Below are 17533 nucleotides of genomic sequence, written 5' to 3' on the forward strand. Positions count from 1 at the left end.
CCCGCCAGGCGCGCTGCCCGCGGGGGATCTCTGCGTCGGCGACCGGTTCAGCGCGTCTGCCGCCGGAAGATCGAGGACGACCACAGGTACCCGACCGCCGCGAGCCCGACGCACCAGGCGAGCGAGATGATCCCGTTGGCGCCGATCTCGGTGCCCATCAGCAGGCCGCGGATGGTCTCGGTGAACGGCGTGAAGGGCTGGTATTCGGCGAACTGACGCAACCCGGCGGGCATGGTGTCGGTGGCGACCAGGCCGCTGCCGAGGAACGGCAGCATCACCAGCGGAAAGGGCGAGTTGCTTGCGCTTTCAGGGGTCGGCGCGAGCAGGCCGAGCGCCACCGACAGCCAGGTGAGCGCGAACATCACCGACGCGAGCAGCGCGAACACGGCGAGCCACTCGACCGGGTTCGCGTTCGGGCGGAAGCCGATGAGCAGCGCGACGCCCGCCATCGCGGCGATGCCGATCAACGCCTGGATCAGCGCGCCGACCACGTGACCGGTCAGCATGGCCGACTGCGCGATGTCCATGGTGCGGAACCGGTTCACGATGCCCTTGGTCGTGTCGGTGGCGACCGCCACCGCGACCGACACCGTCATGTACGCCGGAATCATCAGCAGCATGCCCGGCGCGAGATAGTCGATGTAGTTTCCGCCGGACGACTTTTCCAGCGCGCCACCGAAGACGAAGTTGAACACCAGCAACAGCACCGTCGGCATCACGATGACGCCGAAGGTCATGCTCGGATAGCGCTTGGCACGCACGAGATTGCGCCGCAGCATGGTCGCCGAGTCGGCGAGGGCGTAGGACATGCTCATCGCACGGGTTCCTTTTCGGTCGTGGGGTGGCCGGTGAGGGTGAGGAAGACGTCGTCGAGGTTGGGGGTGTGCACGGCGAGGCCCTCGACCTCGATTCGCTCGTCGTCGAGCCGGTCCAGCACGGCGCGCAGGGATTTCACGCCGCCGTCGCTGGGCACCGCGAGGGTGAGGTCCTCGTCGTCGTCCGGCGGCGGGGCCACGGCGCCGAGCGCGTCGGCCGCAGCGGTCAAGGCGGCTCGATCGGCGAATTCCAGACGGATGTGGCCGCCAGGCACCAGCCGCTTCAACTCCGCCGCGGTGCCTTCGGCGACGAGCTTGCCCCGGTCGAGCACCGCGATGCGATCGGCGAGCTGGTCGGCCTCCTCCAGATACTGGGTGGTGAGGAAGACCGTGACGCGGTAATCGTCGACCAGCCCGCGGATGATGTCCCAGATCGCGCGCCTGCTGCGTGGATCGAGCCCGGTGGTCGGCTCGTCGAGGAAGATGATGCGCGGATCGCCGACCAGCGTCATGGCCAGATCGAGTCGCCTGGTCATGCCGCCGGAATAGGTGGACGCCGTCTTGTCCGCCGCGTCGACCAAGTCGAAGCGCTCCAGCAGATCCGCCGCCAGCCCGCGGTTGTCCCGCCGGGACAGATGATGCAGATCGCCCATCAGCAGCAGGTTCTCCCGGCCGGTGAGCAGTTCGTCGACCGCCGAGAACTGCCCGGTCACGCCGATCTGCGCGCGCACCTGCTTGCGCTCGGCGGTGAGATCATGGCCGCCTACCCGGATTTCGCCCGCGTCGGGAGGGATCAGTGTGGTCAGGATCTGCACGGTGGTGGTCTTGCCCGCGCCGTTCGGCCCGAGCAGCGAGAAGACCGTTCCCTCTGGGACGGTGAGGTCTATCCCGTCGAGCACGACTTGCTCGCCAAACGATTTCCGCAGGCCGCGCACCGAGACGGCGGGCACGCGATGGCCGTTCACCATGGTCTTTCCTTTCTGACATACATTTCACTATGCGCATATGGGCATGTGTTATCCACACCGCTCCCCTTTTGGGGCGCGGCGTCAGTCGATTCGGTTGCGGCGGTTAGATATCCAGGTCCTCGATCTTCGGCCCTTCGGCCACGTCGGCCACCCGCCGGTAGAGCTTGTCGGGCAGTCGGTCCTTCAACTCGTCGAGGGAGTCCACCACGACGAAGATGAAGTCACCCCAGTCCTGCTGACCGACGCCGAGCAAACGCCGCCAGCTTTTCGGGTCTCGCCAGTCCTTGAGCCAATTCGTGCCCGCCTCGGCGGGATACTCGTCCCAGTTCGAATACTGGGCGTGCATCACGAATTTGCCCTTGCGGCTGCGATACACCTGGACGTGCTCGATCCGCGTATCGTTCACCTCGTGCCACTCCCCTAGCAGGACTCCGGAGAAGCGGACCTGCCGCACACCATCGCGACCGACCTTGAGCACGATCTCGTCATAGCCCTCCAGCCGCCCCTCCTCGAGTTCGATGAACCGGCGCAGCGCCGTGACCACCGCCCCCGAGAGGTTGCCGCCGACCAACTCCTGCGCGCGCTGGAAGAGCGGGAGGTCGTCATCGGCCACGTAGATCGTCTTGTTGGGCATGGCCCAACTATACGTAGATGTATACGTACACGCAAGGTTGGTCGGCACATCTTCTGATCCACCGTTGAACCGTTCGGCGACCGGGTCCGTATCACTCGTGTACGCAGTCGAAATTTCGTCAGCGGAAGGGAGTGCGGATGCGGACTCGAGTCGTGGACCATCTGGTGCAAGCGGTTTCGGCGTTGGGCGTGCGCCACATCTTCGGAGTGGACGGCGCCAATATCGAGGACCTGTACGACGCGATCTTCGACGCGCCGGACCACGTCACCGGCGTGGTCGCGAAACACGAGTTCTCCGCGGCGACCATGGCCGACGGATATGCCCGTGGCACAGGCGGATTGGGCGTGGTCGCGGCGACCTCCGGCGGCGGCGCGATGAATCTCGTCGCCGGGCTGGCCGAATCGTTCGCGTCGCGGGTACCGGTACTCGCCCTGGTCGGGCAGCCCCCGACCGCGCTGGAGGGCAACGGCGCCTTCCAGGACACCAGCGGACGCGCGGGCGCCATTGATGCGGTCCGTCTGTTCGGCGCGGTCAGCATCTATTGCGCACGGGTGGAAACTGCTGCCGACCTGGCGAATCGGCTGGATAGAGCGGTGCAGGCCGCCCGCCGGGGCGGCCCGGCGGTGCTGCTGCTGCCCAAAGACGTGCAGCAGGCCGACGCGGGCCCGATCGCGCCGCTCTGTCCAGCCACCAGGACACATCGGTCCGACCGGGCCGGACTCGCTAGTGTTCGCGCCGCGCTCGCCACGGCCCGGCACACCGGGAAGATCGTGATCATCGCGGGTGATCAGGTCGCGCGCGACGACGCGCGCGACGAGCTTGCCCGCCTCGCCACCGCCCTGGATGCCGCGGTGGGCGTCGCGCCGGACGCGAAGGACGTCTACGACAACGCCGATCCGGCCTTCTGCGGCGTCGCGGGCACCATGGGGCACCCGGAACTGGCGGCGGCCATCCGGTCCTCGGCCCTGTGCTTGCTGGTCGGCACCCGATTGCCGGTCACCACCCGCGCCGGCTCGGAGGCCGCGCTCGCCGAGCGAACGGTCGCGAGCATCGGCGTGGCGCCACCGTATCTGCCCGCCATCCATGCGACCAGTACCGATCTGTCGCGAACACTCGCCGAGCTCGCCGACGAATTGGACGACGGCAGTACCGGATCCGAACGCGTGCACGCGACGCAACCGCTGACTTCGCTGCGGGTGCCCGACTCCTCGGGCCCCGGTCTGCGGTACCGGGACGTGGTCGAGACGATCGATGCCGCATTGCCGGAGGGCACCGACGTGTTCGCCGACGCGGGCAACACCGGCGCGTCGGTCGTGCACCACCTCCGGGTGCCGCGGGACGGGCGGTTCGTGGTCGCCCTCGGGATGGGCGGAATGGGTTACGCCTTCGGCGCGGGCATCGGGTCCGCGTTCGCGCGGCACGCGCGGACCGACGGCGTCCGGCGGACGGTGGTCATCGCCGGTGACGGCTCGTTCTACATGCACGGCATGGAGTTGCACACCGCGATCGAGCACGCCCTTCCGGTCACCTTCGTCGTGTTGAACAACAACGCGCATGCCATGTGCGTGACCAGGGAGCAGCTGTATTACCGGGACCGCTACAGCTTCAACCGATTCCGCCCGGCCGACCTCGGCGCGGGCATCGCCGCGATGTTCCCCGGCCTGCCCGCGTTCTCGGTGCGCACCGTCGGCGAGCTCGCCGCCACACTGCGTCGCTGCCTGGAAACCGAAGGACCGTCGTTCCTTTCGATCGAATGCGATCCCGACGAGATTCCTCCGTTCCTGCCCTTCATTAACGCCGTGGAGCAATCCCGCGATCTTCGATGAACCCCACGCGGCGGCGCCCGCCGACGCCTACCCGAAGGAGTATCACCGTGACCACCAGTTCCCTCCCCGCCCTCAGCGATATTCCGGAACAGGCCGTGCCCGGCGTGCTCCGCATCGAGAACTCCGACAAAGACGCGACCACGCCGATCATCATGGACATGCTGCGGTCGGTGTATCCGCACGAGCAGATCTTCGGCGAATACTGTCCGGTGCAGGCGTACATCGACGCGCCGCCGCGCGAGGTCTACGAATACCTCGCCGACACCAGGTCGCTGGAGGAGTGGACCTACAGCCTGCGCGGGTTCGTGGAGACCGACGAACCCGGACTCTGGCTGGCCTATGACCGGCTGGGCTCGGAGACCGAGATCTTCACCCGCACCGTCGCCAACCCCGACGCCATGACCGTCGACTACCACTGTGCCTGGGACCAGGGACAACACCTGTGGATGATCTACCTGCTGCGCGTGGTCGACGCGCAACTGGTGTTCCACAAGCCGGGTTCGGTGGTGTTGTGGGTCAACTGCAAGCACCCCTTCTACGACGACAACCCGTACCCGGAGTCCGCTCCCCCGAACCGGCCGGTGTGGGTCGGCGACTTCTGGGAGATGTTCTCGGCGGGGCATCAACTGGAGATGGACAACCTCAAAGCCATCTGCGAGTACCGGGCCGCGCACGGCCTGCCGATCAAGCCCGACTGGATGAAGTGAGGCTCGAGTGACCACCACGCAACAACATCTCCCTGAGGTCAGTCTCGTCGACGTGGCCTCGTACCTACCGGGCGAGCCGGTCGGTACCGAGTACTTCACCCAGTTCTCGCGCTCGGACCGGATGGCGAAGAACGTCATGTTCCGCTCGCCCAAGGGCCGCCACCACGTCGCGCGCGACGAGACCGCGGTGGACATGGTCGAGCGCGCCGTCGCACCGCTGATCGAACGCAACGGCGCCGACGCGATCGCCGAGGTCGACGTCTTGATCACGCACACCCAACTGCCGGACAATCCGGTGCTCGGCTGCGGGCCCGAGGTGGCGCGACGGCTCGGCATCCGTCCCTCGTACGTCTACGACGTACACAACGGCGGGTGTGCGGCGTTCGTGCACATGATGGCGATGGCCCGGATGATCCTGCAGACCACGCCCGCACGCACCGCGCTGATCGCGGCGACCCAGAACTGCGCGGGACCGGTGTTCACCCAGACCGATATCCGCAAGCTGGCGCAGGCTCCGGTGCCCGGTGACGGCTGCGGTGTCGGACTGCTCCGCAAGGACGACAGCGCGCCGATTCTCGACATCGAATGCCGGACCTATCCCGAATTCGCCGGCGACATGGACTTCTCCACCAACGGCGAGCGCAAGTACTGGGAGCCGGGCGAGGGCCAGGGCTGCGTCAGCTTCACCGAGTCCAAGATCACCAAGGTGTTCGCCAGGGGCAATCGGCTCGTTCCGGAAGTCGCCCTGGCGGTGTGCGATCGGATCGGCGTGCGGGGACGCGACGTCGACACGTTCGTCACCAACCAGCCGAACCGGCTGTTCCTGCGCAACTGGCACGACGCGCTGGAGCTCCCGCCGCACCGTCACCCCGACACCTTCGATTCCTGCGGAAACCTCTTCGCCGCAGGTATTCCGGTGACCCTGGACGTGGAGAACCGGGCGGGACGGCTGCCCAACGGATCGCTGGTCCTGATGTCGGCGTTCGCGCACGCGGGCGACTTCGCGGGCGCGGCCGCCGTCCGCTGGGGAGCCGCGCGATGAGCGTGCGCGTCGTCGACGGCACCCGGCCGTCGCACCGGTACCGGACGCACCGGGTGCCACCCCGCTTCGACCTCGCTCTGAGCGAGAATCCGTTCCCGCCGCTGCCTTCGGTGTTGCGAGCCGTGCACATGACGCTGGCTCAGGCCAATCGATACCCGGAGTTCCTGCCGCGCCGCCTGCCGACGCTGATCGCCCAGCACCTCGGTGTAGGGGCGGACCAAGTGGTGGTCGGGTCGGGGGCGACCGGCGTGGCACTGCAGATCTTGCAGACCCTGACCACGCCGGGAGACGAGATCGTCTACAGCGCACCGACGTTCGACGGGTATCCGATCATGGCCGAGATGGCCGGCGTCACCGCGGTGCCGGTGCCGCTGGATTCGGCGGGGAACCAGGATCTGCGGGCGATGCGGCGGGCCGTCGACCGTCGCACCGCGCTGATCGTGGTGTGCCGTCCGCACAATCCCACCGGAACGGTCATCCCGGCCGACGAGCTGAAGGCATTCCTGTCCGACGTTCCCAGCCGGGTCCCGGTCGTTCTGGACGAGGCGTACGTCGAATTCCTCGGCGCCACCGCATACGTCGACCCACGGGCGCTGATCGCGAAGCATCCCAACCTTGTTGTGCTACGTACCTTTTCGAAGGCGTACGGCTTGGCCGGGCTGCGTATCGGCTACGCCTTCGGCCGGACCGAGTTGATCGCGCGAATCGGCACGCTGCAATTGCCCTTCGGGATGAGCGCGGCGGCGGTGGCCGCGGTCGCCGCCTCGTACGCCGCCGCACCCGAACTCGCCGCGCGCACCCTGCGCATCGCCGAAAGGCGCGACGCACTCCGCAGCGCACTACTGGCTCATGGATTCGCGATACCGGAAAGCCACGCGAACTTCCTGTACGTACCCGGCCCTGGTGCGAACACGGCGCTGCGGCGCGCGGGCATAGCCGCGAAGTCCTACGCCGACGGCAGCGCACGCATCGCCGTCGGCGACCCGGCGTCCGACGACGCGGTACTCCAGGCTCTCACTGCGGAGGGCACCCTTCGCGAAAGGTTTGATTGAGTTCACCGACCGTCGGCCCGTTTGCGGCGCTGCTGTGTCAGTCGTCGTAGATCGGGGGACGGACGACTCATCCGAGCAGCTATCGGAACTCCGCGGAGGAGGGATGGTTCGATCGAAGCGTGTGGTCCGATTTCGAGGTGAACGCGGCGCCCGCTCATGGGACGGCCAGTAGGGTCCTGTTCCGGTTCGCTCTGGGACGGTGGGCGGTCGTGCTGCGCCAGACGCTCATCGAGCCGGGTGGCAGCAGCGGGTGGCACTACCACGACGGGACATTGTTCGTGCTGGTCGCGCGGGGGACGCTGGATCATCCCGGTGCGGACTGCGCGCCGGTCACCTACCGGCGCCCGCGGATCTTCCGGGAACCGAGCGGGCCGCGCTACCCGCACGTGGCGCGCAATCTCGGAACGGTGCCGGTATTGCTGTGTGTGCTCTACTTCACGCCGGTCGACAGTCCGTTGTCCCGCAGCGTCCCGCCGCCGGAGTGCGCCGACGCGGGGTGATGGGCCTCAGCTCGCGGATCGGCAGGCGTCGCGGAGTGGGCGGACGCGGGCCATCGGCCTCGACTCATGGGCCGACAGACATCGCGGAGTGCCCGGACGCGGGGTGAGCGGCCTCAGCTCGCGGGCTGGCAGGCGTCGCGGAGCGAGCAGGCGCCGCAGGAGTTGCCGCAACCACCGGTCTGCGGCGGCGGGGCGATGGCTTCGGCCGCCTGCGCGGCGGCGTTCGCACCGGCGCCGAGGGTGAACAGCGCGACGACGGCGGCGCAGGCCGCGACGGCCAGCGCGACGAAGCCGCCCGCGACCAGCCCGACGAGACCACCGGCGAACAGCAGCGCCCCGGCCGCGATCGAGGTGGGAGCGGCGACCCGGTTGGCGACGCGGAACGTCTCGTCCGTGGACAGCGCGGCCTCGGTGTGGACACCGAAGAAACGATTCCGGGGCAACCGGCCGGTCAGCCCGAGTGCTCCGGTTGTGACGGCCACGACAGCCAGCACGAACAGGACGAGAGCGACGACGAACACCCATGCAGGCTAGCGCATCGGTGCCGCGCGCCCGCCGACGGGCGCCTCGTCCGGCGAACCCGGCCGCAACCGCGGGCCAGCCCGATCTTCGGTCCTGCCGATGCGACGTTCTACCCTGATAGACGAAGTTTGTCGGGGATCGGCGACCACAAGAAGGCAGGACCGTGCAAGACACACGTGCAACCGAAAGCGATGTACCTGAGCACCGGTACAACGCGGAGCTTGCCGGCCGCATCGAGAGCCGGTGGCAGCGGACGTGGGACGAACGCGGAACCTTCCACGCGCCGAACCCGGTGGGACCGCTGGCCGGTCCGACACCGGCCGACAAGCTGTTCATCCAGGACATGTTCCCGTACCCGTCCGGCGCGGGCCTGCACGTCGGACATCCGCTCGGCTACATCGCCACGGACGTCTTCGCCCGCTACCACCGCATGCACGGGCGCAACGTGCTGCACGCCCTCGGCTACGACGCGTTCGGCCTGCCCGCCGAGCAGTACGCGGTACAGACCGGCGCGCACCCGCGCGACACCACCGAGTCGAACATCGCCACGATGCAGCGTCAGCTGGACCGCCTCGGGCTCGGCCACGACCGGCGTCGCTCGTTCGCGACCACCGATCCGGAGTACTACCGCTGGACACAGTGGATCTTCCTGCGGATCTACAACGCCTGGTACGACACGGAGCTGAACCGGGCCCGCCCGATCGCCGAGCTGGCGGCCGAGTTCGCCTCCGGCGCGCGGGCCGTTCCGGACGGCAAGTCCTGGGATACGATGCCGCCCGCCGAGCGCGGCGCGCTGCTGGACTCGTATCGCCTGGTGTACCAGACCGATTCGATGGTCAACTGGTGTCCTGGCCTGGGTACCGTGCTGGCGAACGAGGAGGTCACCGCCGACGGCCGCAGCGAGCGCGGCAACTTCCCGGTGTTCCGTAAGCACCTGCGGCAGTGGATGATGCGCATCACCGCCTATTCCGATCGCCTGGTCGACGACCTGGACCGGTTGGACTGGCCGGAGAACGTCAAGGCCATGCAGCGCAACTGGATCGGACGATCCCGGGGCGCGCAGGTGAAGTTCGACGCCGACGGCGAGCAGATCGAGGTCTTCACCACCCGCCCCGACACCTTGTTCGGCGCCACCTACGTGGTGCTCGCGCCGGAACACGAGCTGGTCGACAAGCTGACCGCCGCCGCGTGGCCTGCGGGCACCGACCCCAGGTGGACCAACGAGGGCGCCGCCACACCGGCCGAAGCCGTGGCGGCCTACCGCAAGTCGATCGCGGCCAAGTCGGACCTGGAGCGTCAGGAGAACAAGGAGAAGACCGGCGTCTTCCTTGGCAATCACGCGATCAACCCGGCCAACGGCGCGGCCGTGCCGATCTTCATCGCCGACTACGTGCTCAGCGGCTACGGCACCGGCGCCATCATGGCCGTTCCCGGGCACGACCACCGCGACTGGGAATTCGCGTCCGTCCTCGGGCTGCCGATCATCGAGGTGATCAGCGGCGGCGACCTGGAGCAGGGCGCGCACGCGGGCGAAGGCGCGCTGGTGAACTCCGATTACCTCGACGGCATGTCCGTCGAGGAGGCCAAAGCGGCGATGATCGCCCGGCTCGAGGCCGACGGACACGGCAAGGGCACCATCCAATACAAGCTGCGCGACTGGTTGTTCGCGCGCCAGCGCTATTGGGGCGAGCCGTTCCCGATCGTGTACGACGAGCAGGGCGCACCCCACGCGCTGCCGGAATCCATGCTGCCGGTGGTGCTGCCGGAGCTGGACGATTTCGCCCCGGTGACCTTCGATCCGGACGACGCGAACTCCGAACCCTCCCCTCCGCTGGCCAAGGCCACCGACTGGGTGGAAGTCGAGCTGGATCTCGGCGACGGGCTGAAGCGCTACCGCCGCGACACCAATGTCATGCCGCAGTGGGCGGGCAGTTCCTGGTACGAGATCCGCTACGCCGACCCGACGAACACCGAGACGTTCTGCGCCAAGGAGAACGAGGCGTACTGGCTGGGCCCGCGCGCCGACGTCGGCGGGCCGAACGACCCGGGCGGCGTCGACCTGTACGTCGGCGGCGTCGAGCACGCGGTTCTGCACCTGCTGTACGCCCGCTTCTGGCAGAAGGTGCTGTTCGATCTGGGTGACGTGTCCGCGAGCGAGCCGTACCGGCGGCTGTTCAACCAGGGCTACATCCAGGCGCACGCCTACACCGACGAGCGCGGCGCGTACGTGCCCGCCGCCGAGGTGGTCGAGCGCGACGGCAAGTTCTACTGGACCGACCCCACCGGCGCCGAGGTCGAGGTGCGCCAGGAGTACGGCAAGATCGGCAAGTCGCTGAAGAACGCCATCTCCCCGGACGAGATGTGCGATCTGTACGGCGCGGACACCTTCCGCTTCTACGAGATGGCGATGGGTCCGCTGGACACCTCGCGCCCGTGGGCGACCAAGGACGTCGTCGGCGCGCACCGGTTCCTGCAGCGCGCCTGGCGTCTGGTGGTGAACGAGGAGACCGGCGCGGTGCGGGTCACCGACGCCGCCGCGAGCGAGGAGACGTTGCGCCTGCTGCACAAGACGATCGCGGGCGTGGACGAGGATTTCGCCGCGCTGCGCGACAACACGGCGGGCGCCAAGCTGATCGAGCTGACCAACCACCTGACCAAGAGCTACCCGGACGGCGCGCCGCGCTCGGTGGTGGAGCCGCTGGTGTTGATGCTGGCGCCGCTGGCCCCGCACATCGCCGAGGAACTGTGGGACCGCCTGGGCCACACCGCCTCGCTGGCGCACGGTCCGTTCCCGGTCGCCGATCCGGCGCTGCTGGTCGAGGAGTCGGTGGAATACCCGATCCAGGTGAACGGCAAGGTGCGCAGCCGGATTCAGGTGGCGGCCGACGCGGACAACGCGGCGATCGAGGCGGCGGCGCTGGCCGACGAGAAGATCGACGCGCTGCTCAACGGGAAGGCGCCGCGCAAGCTGATCGTGGTGCCGGGGCGCCTGGTGAACATCGTCGCCTGACGGCGGATCAGCGCGGCGGGAGCAGCACGTCGTCGAGCGTGACCATGGACAGGTTGCGCTCCTTGATGATGTCGACCAGCTGTCCGTAGCAGTGGGTGACGGCGGGCGCGTTGGCGTGCCCGATGACGATCGTCTGCGGCTGGAAATACTGCCGCGCGCATCCGATCAAATACTCCTCGGTGATCACACCGGAATCGGACAGTGAGCCGTACCACATGGTGGGCACGGTGTAGCCGAGGTCGGCGGCCACCCGGTCGACCGTGGCGTTGTGCCTGCCGAACGGCGGGCGGAAGTACGGGGTGCCGTCCACCCCGAAGTTCTGGCGCAGGTAGGTCTTAGCCCGCTCCAGCTGCCCGGCGACGGCCGACGCGGACAGCTTCGTCAGATCCGGGTGATCCCAGGTGTGGTTGCCGAGCTGGATCTGTCCGGATTCGACCAAGGGCCGCAAGGCGTCCCGGTGGATCGCCCACGAGTCGTAGTAGGCGGTCACGAAGAAGGTGAACCGCGCGCCGGTGTCCTTGGCGAATCGGATGTAGGCGCCGACGACCTCGGGACTGGCTCCGTCGTCCACGGTGAGCGCCATGCTGCTGCCCGGCCCCGGCAGCGCGGTGATCGTGCCCGCCGGGATCGGCGTCTTCGGTCCGCCGGGCGGAGGCGGCAGCAACGGCGGTGCGGGCGGCCGGGGCACGCCGCCCGCGGAACCGCTGTCGATCGGGTCGCCCTCGGCCACCGCGCATCCGGTCAGCGCGACCGCCGCGCCCGCTGTCAGCAGCGCCAGCATGCGACGTCTGTCCACAACCCGATCCCTCTTGCTCGCTCGAACCTCCCCGCGACGAATCCTCGGGGATGGGGCCGGACGCTAACGAGCGAACTTGACGGGAACCTGAACCCGCGTGGTCCGTTGGGCAAATCACAGGGACGAGAGCACGGCGGTGAGCTACAGCGCGTCATCAGGTCGGTGGCCACCCGTCTCCCCGTCGATCAGCAGGTCGATCGCACGGGCGACAAGCCGATCGGCGACGTGCGTGCGACAGTCGCGAGGGAACGCGTGGGCCGATACAGCGTCGTCGGACCCGTACGGGATCAGTACCGACGGAACAGGCCATCGGCGATGTGCGCGCCGACAGCCGAGCGAGCGCTTCGGCCGAAAGAGCGCCGCCGGGTGACTCCGGGATCAGTACGGCCGGAGCACGACCTCGGTGGGGTGCGCGTCGCGCGGGGTGTCGATGGCGGAACGCACCGTGTACGCCACGGTCTCGGGCGTGAGGAAGTCCTCGGCGCGGTACTCGCGCCCCTCACCCGCGATGATCGCCCGCTGCATATCGGTGTCGATTCGCCCCGGATGGATCGAGGTCACCCGCAGCCGCGGCTCCTCCTGGCGCAGCGCGTCGCCGAAGGCGCGCAGGCCGAACTTGCTCGCCGCGTAGGAGGCCCAGCCCGCATTGGCGCGCAGCCCCGCGCCCGAGTTGATCAGCACCACGTGACCCTGGCCCGCCCGCAGCGCGGGCAGCAGCAGCCGCGTGAGTTCGGCGACCGCGATAACGTTGGCTTCCAACGTGTTTCGCCACTGCTCGACGGTGGATTCCGCGATCGTGCCGAGATCGGCGATGCCCGCGTTGTGCACCAGCACGTTCAGGTTCCGGATCGGCTCGACCGCCGCGGCGACGGCGGCGTAGTCGGTCAACTCGACCGGCCAGCCCCGCGCGTCGGGCAACTCCGTCAGGATGCCGCGCAGCGATTCCGCCGACCGCGCGCCGAGCAGCAGGTCGTGGGTCGGCGCGAGCTCCCTGGCGATCGCGGCGCCGAGGCCGCGACTGGCGCCGGTGATCAACGCGGTCGGTTTCGTGGTCGCGGCGGAAGTCATGGGCCCCACCGTAACCGGCTGGGTGAAGAAGGCGTAAAAACCCGTAGCACTGGACAAACGACTAGCGATGCAGGCTGGTTCGGGGCGAGAATCTCGAGCAGCGAATCACGGACGGGGCATGCGAAAGTGAGAACCGCCGAACACGAAGCGGCCACAGGCCGATCGGATGGAGACGAAACGGACACCGCTGAGCGGGCATATCTGCGGGTGACATCGCAGAATAGGGGGATGGCACATCCGGGCTTCACCCCCACTCAGCTCGCGGCCCGCGCTGCCTACCTGCTGCGCGGCAACGACCTGGGCACGATGACCAGCGCGGCGCCCAGGTTGTACCCGCACATGTGGAGCTGGGACGCGGCGTTCGTCGCGGTCGGGCTCGCGCCGCTGAGCGTGGAGCGGGCCGTGGTCGAGCTGGACACCCTGCTGTCCGCGCAGTGGAAGAACGGCATGATCCCGCACATCGTCTTCGCCAACGGCGTGGACGGTTACTTCCCCGGCCCGGCCCGCTGGGAGTGCCGCAAGCTGGCGGCCAACGCGCCGGACGGCCCGGACACGTCGGGGATCACCCAGCCGCCCGTGCACGCCATCGCGGTGCAGCGGATCCTGGATCATTCCCGCAGGCACGGCCGCAGCACCAGGTCCGTGGCCGAGGAGTTCCTCAACCGGCGCTGGCCGGATCTGGTGCGCTGGCACCGCTGGCTGGCGCATGCCCGCGATCCCAAGGAGACCGGCCGCATCACGCTGTATCACGGCTGGGAGTCCGGGATGGACAACTCGCCGCGCTGGGATCGCGCCTACGAGCACGTGGTCCCCGGCGATCTGCCGCCCTATCGCCGTGAGGACGTGCTGGTGGTCTCCGATCCGACCCAGCGCCCCACCGACCGCGAGTACGACCGCTATCTGTGGCTGGTCGAGCAGATGCGCCGAGCGGGTTATGACGACTATCAGCTCGCCTCGACCATGAGCTTCGCCGTCGAGGACGTGTTCGTCACCGGAATCTTCGCGCTGGCCTGCGAGGTGCTGGCCAATATCGGCGAGGAGTACAAGCAACCCCACGCCGACGTGCGCGATCTCTACGCGTGGGCCGACCGGTTCCGCGCGGGCGTCGTCGCGACGGCCGACGCCCGCACCGGCGCGGCCCGCGATTTCGACGTGCGGTTGCAGCGGTGGATCAACACCGAGACGCTCTCGATGTTCGCGCCGCTGCTGTGCGGCGGCCTCCCCCGCGACACCGAGCGCGCTCTGCTGCGCCTGTTCGAGGGCCCGCGCTTCTGCGGCCATCCGGATCTGCGTTACGCGCTGCCGCCATCGACCTCGCCGGTGTCCAAGGACTTCCGTTCCCGCGAGTATTGGCGCGGGCCGGTGTGGCCGGTGATGAGCTGGCTGTTCTCCTGGGTCTTCGCTCGGCGCGGCTGGGCCGAGCGCTCGTTCATGCTGCGCGCCGAGGGCTTGCGCCAGGCCAGCGACGGCAGCTTCGCCGAGTACTACGAGCCGTTCACCGGCGAACCGCTCGGCAGCATGCAGCAGTCGTGGACGGCGGCGTCGGTGCTGGATTGGATGGGGTGAAAGCTCAGAACAGTTCTGACACCCCAGCGGTCACACTGGTAACGGCCAGAGCGAATGGCTATCGTCCTGCGGCATGGACATCTGGAGGTCGACCACTCGCCGCGGCGCGGCGCTGTCACTGATCACGCTGTCCGGCATCTTCGCCGCCACGCTACCCGCGACCGCCGCGCCGACCGGTCCGGACGTCTCCTCGTGGCAGCACACCGACGCAACCGTGATCGACTGGTTCGCGGTCAAACGCTCCGGCCACGACTTCGCCATGGTCAAGGCCACCGAGGGGCTCAGCTACGTCAACCCGTACTTCGTGCCCGACAGCCTGCTGATGCGCGCGGCCGGAATGGCTCGGGGCACCTACCACTACGCCCGGCCCAACCTGCCCCCCGAACCGCAGGCCGCGCTGTACGCGGCGGTGGCGCTGGGACAGAACGGGCCGCTCGATCTGCCGCCGGTGCTGGACCTGGAGAACACCGGCGGTCTCGGCCCCGCGGCGTTGATCGACTGGACCCGCCGCTATCTGAACACCGTGGAAATGCTCACCGGCCGCGTCCCGATCGTCTACACCTACCCCAACTTCTGGCGTACCGCGATGGCCGACACCGACGAGTTCGCCGAGTACCCGCTGTGGATCGCCGACTACCGGGGCAACCCCCAACCCGAGGTCCCCGGCGGCTGGTCCACCTGGACGTTCTGGCAGACCACCGACAGCGGCACCATTCCGGGCATCGCGGGCCGCGTCGACCTCAACGTCTACAGCGGCGCCCAGGGCAGTTTCGCCGGTTACGCCAACATGAGCGGCACCGGCAGCGGGTAGGAGCGGAGCCGCTACCCGCCCAGTCGAGTAGCGGCTCCACTCGCGGGAAAGCCGCGGAGGGTGGCCGTGGTTGCAGGGGGCCGGGGGTGCCGCGGCTGTGGTATCAGACCCCGATGCGGCCGCCGGCCTTCTTCCAGACCGCCACCACCGAGGGGCGGGGCTGGGCCGTGCCACCGTCGGGCCAGTGCGACAACGGGTTCTCCGGAGTGGCGTCGTCGGCCTCGCCGGGATGCTGCACGCACACCATGACCCGCGCCTCGCTGACCACCGGACCGCAGGTCTCCGCACCGCGCGGGACGGTGAGGAATTGCTTGGTCTGGCCGCGATTCGGGCCGTCGAGCACCACGGAGAACAATCCGTCGTTCGACTTCGACGCGTTGCCGTCGGTGGCGATCCACAAGTTGCCGTACGGGTCGAAGGCCAGGTTGTCCGGGCAGGAGATCGGGCTGACCTTGGACTTGTCGTATCCGGCGAAGTAGGTGTCGGCCGCCGCGGGATCGCCGCAGACCAGCAGCAGCGACCAGGAGAACGTGGTGCCGGTGTGGTTGTCGTCGATCTCCAGGATCTGGCCGTTCTTGTTCAGCTTGCGCGGGTTCGCCTCGTCCGGACCCTGCTTGCCGTCCGCGCCGCGGTTGTCGTTGTTGGTCAGCGCCACGTACACCTTGCCGGTGTAGGGGTTGGCCTCGAAGTCCTCCGGGCGGTCCATCTTGGTCGCGCCCACCTTGTCGGCGGCCAGGCGGGTGAAGACCGCCACCTCTTCCGCGCTCATGCCCTCGACCAGCGACTTGCCCTTGCCGTCCGCGCCGGTCTCCAGCAGCGGGATCCACTGGCCGGTGCCGGTGAAGCCCTTGTCGGACGGCTTGGCGCCGGTGCCGTCGATCTTGTCCGCGTGATCGCCCGCGAGCTTGGCGACGTACAGCGTGCCCGCGTCCAGGATGGTCAGATTCTGCCGCATGCTCGCCGCGCCGGTGCCCGGCTGGATCTTGCGCGAGGACACGAACTTGTACATGTAGTCGAACTTCTCGTCGTCACCGGTGTAGGAGACGACGTCGCCGTTCTTGGTGACGTAGATGGTGGCGGCCTCGTGCTTCACCCGGCCCATCGCGGTGTGCTTGATCGGCGTCGAGTTCGGATCCCATGGGTCCACCTCGATGACGTACCCGAATCGGTTGGCCTCGTTGGGTTCCTGCGCCAGATCGAAACGCTTGTCCGCGCGCTCCCACAGGTTGGTGGTCTTGCCCGCGGCGAAACCGTAGCGCTTCAGCCGCGCCGCGGCGGCCGACTCGGTCACCTTGTCCGCGTTGGCGAAGTAGCCGTGGAAGTTCTCCTCGCCGGACAGCACGGTGCCCCACGGCGTCAGGCCGCCCGAACAGTTGGCGAAGGTGCCGAGCACCTTGGTGCCGGTCGGATCGGCCGAAGTCTTCACGAAGTCGCTGCCCGCGGCCGGACCGGTGAGCTTGAACTCGGTGCTCGCGGTGATCCTGCGGTTGTACTTGCCGAAGGCGGGAACGAGCTTGCCGGAACCGGCTTCGCCCTTCACCTCCACCACGGACAAGCCGTGCGCGGCCATGGTGACCGCGATCTGCTCGTCGGTCGGCGCGTCCTTGTTGTAGCCGCGGAACATGTGCGGGCTGGTGGTGTACTCGTGATTGACGACCAGCAGGTAGCCGTTGGCCTGGCCCTCGATCGGCAGCAGGGCGGCGAAGTCGTTGTTGTAGCCGAACTGCTCGGCCTGCGCGGCGGCGGTCTGCTTGTCGAAGTCGAAGGCGGGCGCGTCCGGGAACAGCGGGTCGCCCCAGCGGATCACGACGGACTGCTCGTAGCCGTCCGGGATCACCACGGCGTCTTCCTTGTTCGGCGCGACGGCGGCGAAGTCGGTGCCGGTTCCGGGCGGGCCCGCGGGCGAGGTCGAGCCCACTGTGGTCGGCTCGCTGTCGTCGCCGCAGGCCGCGAGGACGCTGCCCGCACCCACCGCGAGCACGGCGGCCGCACCGCCCTTGATCAGTCCGCGCCGGTTCAGGGAGCTGACGATGTCACCGAAGTAGGCGCCCGAGGAGGTGTTCGGCGCCTCGTGGAAGCACGCATTCGCGCACTTGTACTCACATGTCACGGCAGCGCGCGACGACTGTCCGTCGTGCTTCACGAAAAGGGCGAGTGGCTGAAGACTCACGGTGACTCCTGGGTTTGGCCGATGGCCGCACGGTAAACCATCCGGA

Annotated in this window: 15 protein-coding genes; 8 read left to right on the forward strand and 7 right to left on the reverse strand. The window is 68.5% G+C overall.

The annotated features are described in order from the left end of the window. Nucleotides 1-47: 47 nt before the first annotated feature. The 3 genes from ACFV2O_RS01520 to ACFV2O_RS01530 form a co-directional block, all read right to left on the reverse strand. Entirely contained in the window at nt 48-815 is a 768-nt protein-coding gene (locus ACFV2O_RS01520) for an ABC transporter permease (protein WP_355071293.1), read from the reverse strand. Further along, a complete protein-coding gene (locus ACFV2O_RS01525) occupies nt 812-1783 on the reverse strand; it encodes an ATP-binding cassette domain-containing protein (protein ID WP_355071291.1) in 972 nt (323 codons plus the stop codon). The genes ACFV2O_RS01520 and ACFV2O_RS01525 overlap by 4 nt, the downstream gene beginning before the upstream one ends. Nucleotides 1784-1886: 103 nt before the next feature. After that, entirely contained in the window at nt 1887-2417 is a 531-nt protein-coding gene (locus ACFV2O_RS01530) for an EXLDI protein (RefSeq protein WP_379249378.1), read from the reverse strand. Nucleotides 2418-2554: 137 nt separating this feature from the next. Between ACFV2O_RS01530 and ACFV2O_RS01535 the strand changes: the two genes are divergently transcribed. The 5 genes from ACFV2O_RS01535 to ACFV2O_RS01555 all read left to right on the forward strand — a co-directional run bounded on the left by ACFV2O_RS01535 (nt 2555) and on the right by ACFV2O_RS01555 (nt 7544). Continuing rightward, nucleotides 2555-4243 carry a thiamine pyrophosphate-binding protein gene (locus ACFV2O_RS01535; protein WP_379249380.1) on the forward strand — a complete coding sequence of 563 codons (1689 nt, stop codon included), beginning with the start codon at nt 2555-2557 and terminating at the stop codon, nt 4241-4243. Nucleotides 4244-4290: 47 nt separating this feature from the next. Continuing rightward, on the forward strand, nt 4291-4950 hold the full coding sequence (locus tag ACFV2O_RS01540; protein WP_355071286.1) for an SRPBCC family protein: 660 nt from the start codon (nt 4291-4293) through the stop codon (nt 4948-4950). A gap of 7 nt (nt 4951-4957) precedes the next feature. Continuing rightward, a complete protein-coding gene (locus tag ACFV2O_RS01545) occupies nt 4958-5992 on the forward strand; it encodes a 3-oxoacyl-[acyl-carrier-protein] synthase III C-terminal domain-containing protein (protein WP_355071284.1) in 1035 nt (344 codons plus the stop codon). Then, the gene (locus tag ACFV2O_RS01550; protein WP_379249382.1) at nt 5989-7044 is read left to right on the forward strand and encodes an aminotransferase class I/II-fold pyridoxal phosphate-dependent enzyme; all 1056 of its coding nucleotides are present in this window, start codon (nt 5989-5991) and stop codon (nt 7042-7044) included. The genes ACFV2O_RS01545 and ACFV2O_RS01550 overlap by 4 nt, the downstream gene beginning before the upstream one ends. A 119-nt stretch (nt 7045-7163) precedes the next feature. Beyond that, entirely contained in the window at nt 7164-7544 is a 381-nt protein-coding gene (locus ACFV2O_RS01555) for a hypothetical protein (RefSeq protein WP_355071280.1), read from the forward strand. Nucleotides 7545-7657: 113 nt separating this feature from the next. On the opposite strand, the gene ACFV2O_RS01560 is transcribed toward ACFV2O_RS01555, so the two are convergent. Continuing rightward, on the reverse strand, nt 7658-8065 hold the full coding sequence (locus ACFV2O_RS01560) for an SdpI family protein (protein ID WP_379249384.1): 408 nt from the start codon (nt 8063-8065) through the stop codon (nt 7658-7660). Between the two features lie 164 nt (nt 8066-8229). On the opposite strand from ACFV2O_RS01560, the gene leuS reads away from it, so the two are divergent. Further along, nucleotides 8230-11076, forward strand: a complete 2847-nt coding sequence (leuS, locus tag ACFV2O_RS01565; RefSeq protein WP_379249386.1) for a leucine--tRNA ligase — start codon at nt 8230-8232, stop codon at nt 11074-11076. A 7-nt stretch (nt 11077-11083) separates the two neighbouring features. On the opposite strand, the gene ACFV2O_RS01570 is transcribed toward leuS, so the two are convergent. Further along, nucleotides 11084-11857 (reverse strand): polysaccharide deacetylase family protein, encoded by a 774-nt coding sequence (locus ACFV2O_RS01570; RefSeq protein WP_379250102.1) that lies wholly within the window; start codon nt 11855-11857, stop codon nt 11084-11086. A 393-nt stretch (nt 11858-12250) separates the two neighbouring features. Continuing rightward, nucleotides 12251-12940, reverse strand: coding sequence for an SDR family oxidoreductase (locus ACFV2O_RS01575; protein WP_379249388.1), 690 nt, complete (start codon nt 12938-12940; stop codon nt 12251-12253). Between the two features lie 228 nt (nt 12941-13168). Here ACFV2O_RS01575 and ACFV2O_RS01580 point away from each other — a divergent pair, with 228 nt between their 5' ends. Together ACFV2O_RS01580 and ACFV2O_RS01585 are read left to right on the forward strand one after the other, a co-directional pair. Beyond that, nucleotides 13169-14506, forward strand: a complete 1338-nt coding sequence (locus tag ACFV2O_RS01580) for a glycogen debranching protein (protein ID WP_355071273.1) — start codon at nt 13169-13171, stop codon at nt 14504-14506. Nucleotides 14507-14579: 73 nt separating this feature from the next. Then, nucleotides 14580-15317, forward strand: coding sequence for a glycoside hydrolase family 25 protein (locus ACFV2O_RS01585; protein WP_379249390.1), 738 nt, complete (start codon nt 14580-14582; stop codon nt 15315-15317). A gap of 103 nt (nt 15318-15420) precedes the next feature. On the opposite strand, the gene ACFV2O_RS01590 is transcribed toward ACFV2O_RS01585, so the two are convergent. Continuing rightward, nucleotides 15421-17487 carry a PhoX family protein gene (locus tag ACFV2O_RS01590; protein ID WP_379249392.1) on the reverse strand — a complete coding sequence of 689 codons (2067 nt, stop codon included), beginning with the start codon at nt 17485-17487 and terminating at the stop codon, nt 15421-15423. Nucleotides 17488-17533: the final 46 nt, after the last annotated feature.

Source organism: Nocardia sp. NPDC059691 (assembly GCF_042733915.1).
Lineage (GTDB): Bacteria > Actinomycetota > Actinomycetes > Mycobacteriales > Mycobacteriaceae > Nocardia > Nocardia sichangensis.

Coding starts and splice junctions, on each gene's coding strand:
- ACFV2O_RS01570 (WP_379250102.1), bottom strand. CDS start 11,857: ATGCTGGCGCTGCTGACAGCGGGCGCGGCGGTCGCGCTGACCGGATGC.
- ACFV2O_RS01530 (WP_379249378.1), bottom strand. CDS start 2,417: ATGCCCAACAAGACGATCTACGTGGCCGATGACGACCTCCCGCTCTTC.
- ACFV2O_RS01535 (WP_379249380.1), top strand. CDS start 2,555: ATGCGGACTCGAGTCGTGGACCATCTGGTGCAAGCGGTTTCGGCGTTG.
- ACFV2O_RS01575 (WP_379249388.1), bottom strand. CDS start 12,940: ATGACTTCCGCCGCGACCACGAAACCGACCGCGTTGATCACCGGCGCC.
- ACFV2O_RS01580 (WP_355071273.1), top strand. CDS start 13,169: ATGGCACATCCGGGCTTCACCCCCACTCAGCTCGCGGCCCGCGCTGCC.
- ACFV2O_RS01585 (WP_379249390.1), top strand. CDS start 14,580: ATGGACATCTGGAGGTCGACCACTCGCCGCGGCGCGGCGCTGTCACTG.
- ACFV2O_RS01525 (WP_355071291.1), bottom strand. CDS start 1,783: ATGGTGAACGGCCATCGCGTGCCCGCCGTCTCGGTGCGCGGCCTGCGG.
- ACFV2O_RS01550 (WP_379249382.1), top strand. CDS start 5,989: ATGAGCGTGCGCGTCGTCGACGGCACCCGGCCGTCGCACCGGTACCGG.
- ACFV2O_RS01520 (WP_355071293.1), bottom strand. CDS start 815: ATGAGCATGTCCTACGCCCTCGCCGACTCGGCGACCATGCTGCGGCGC.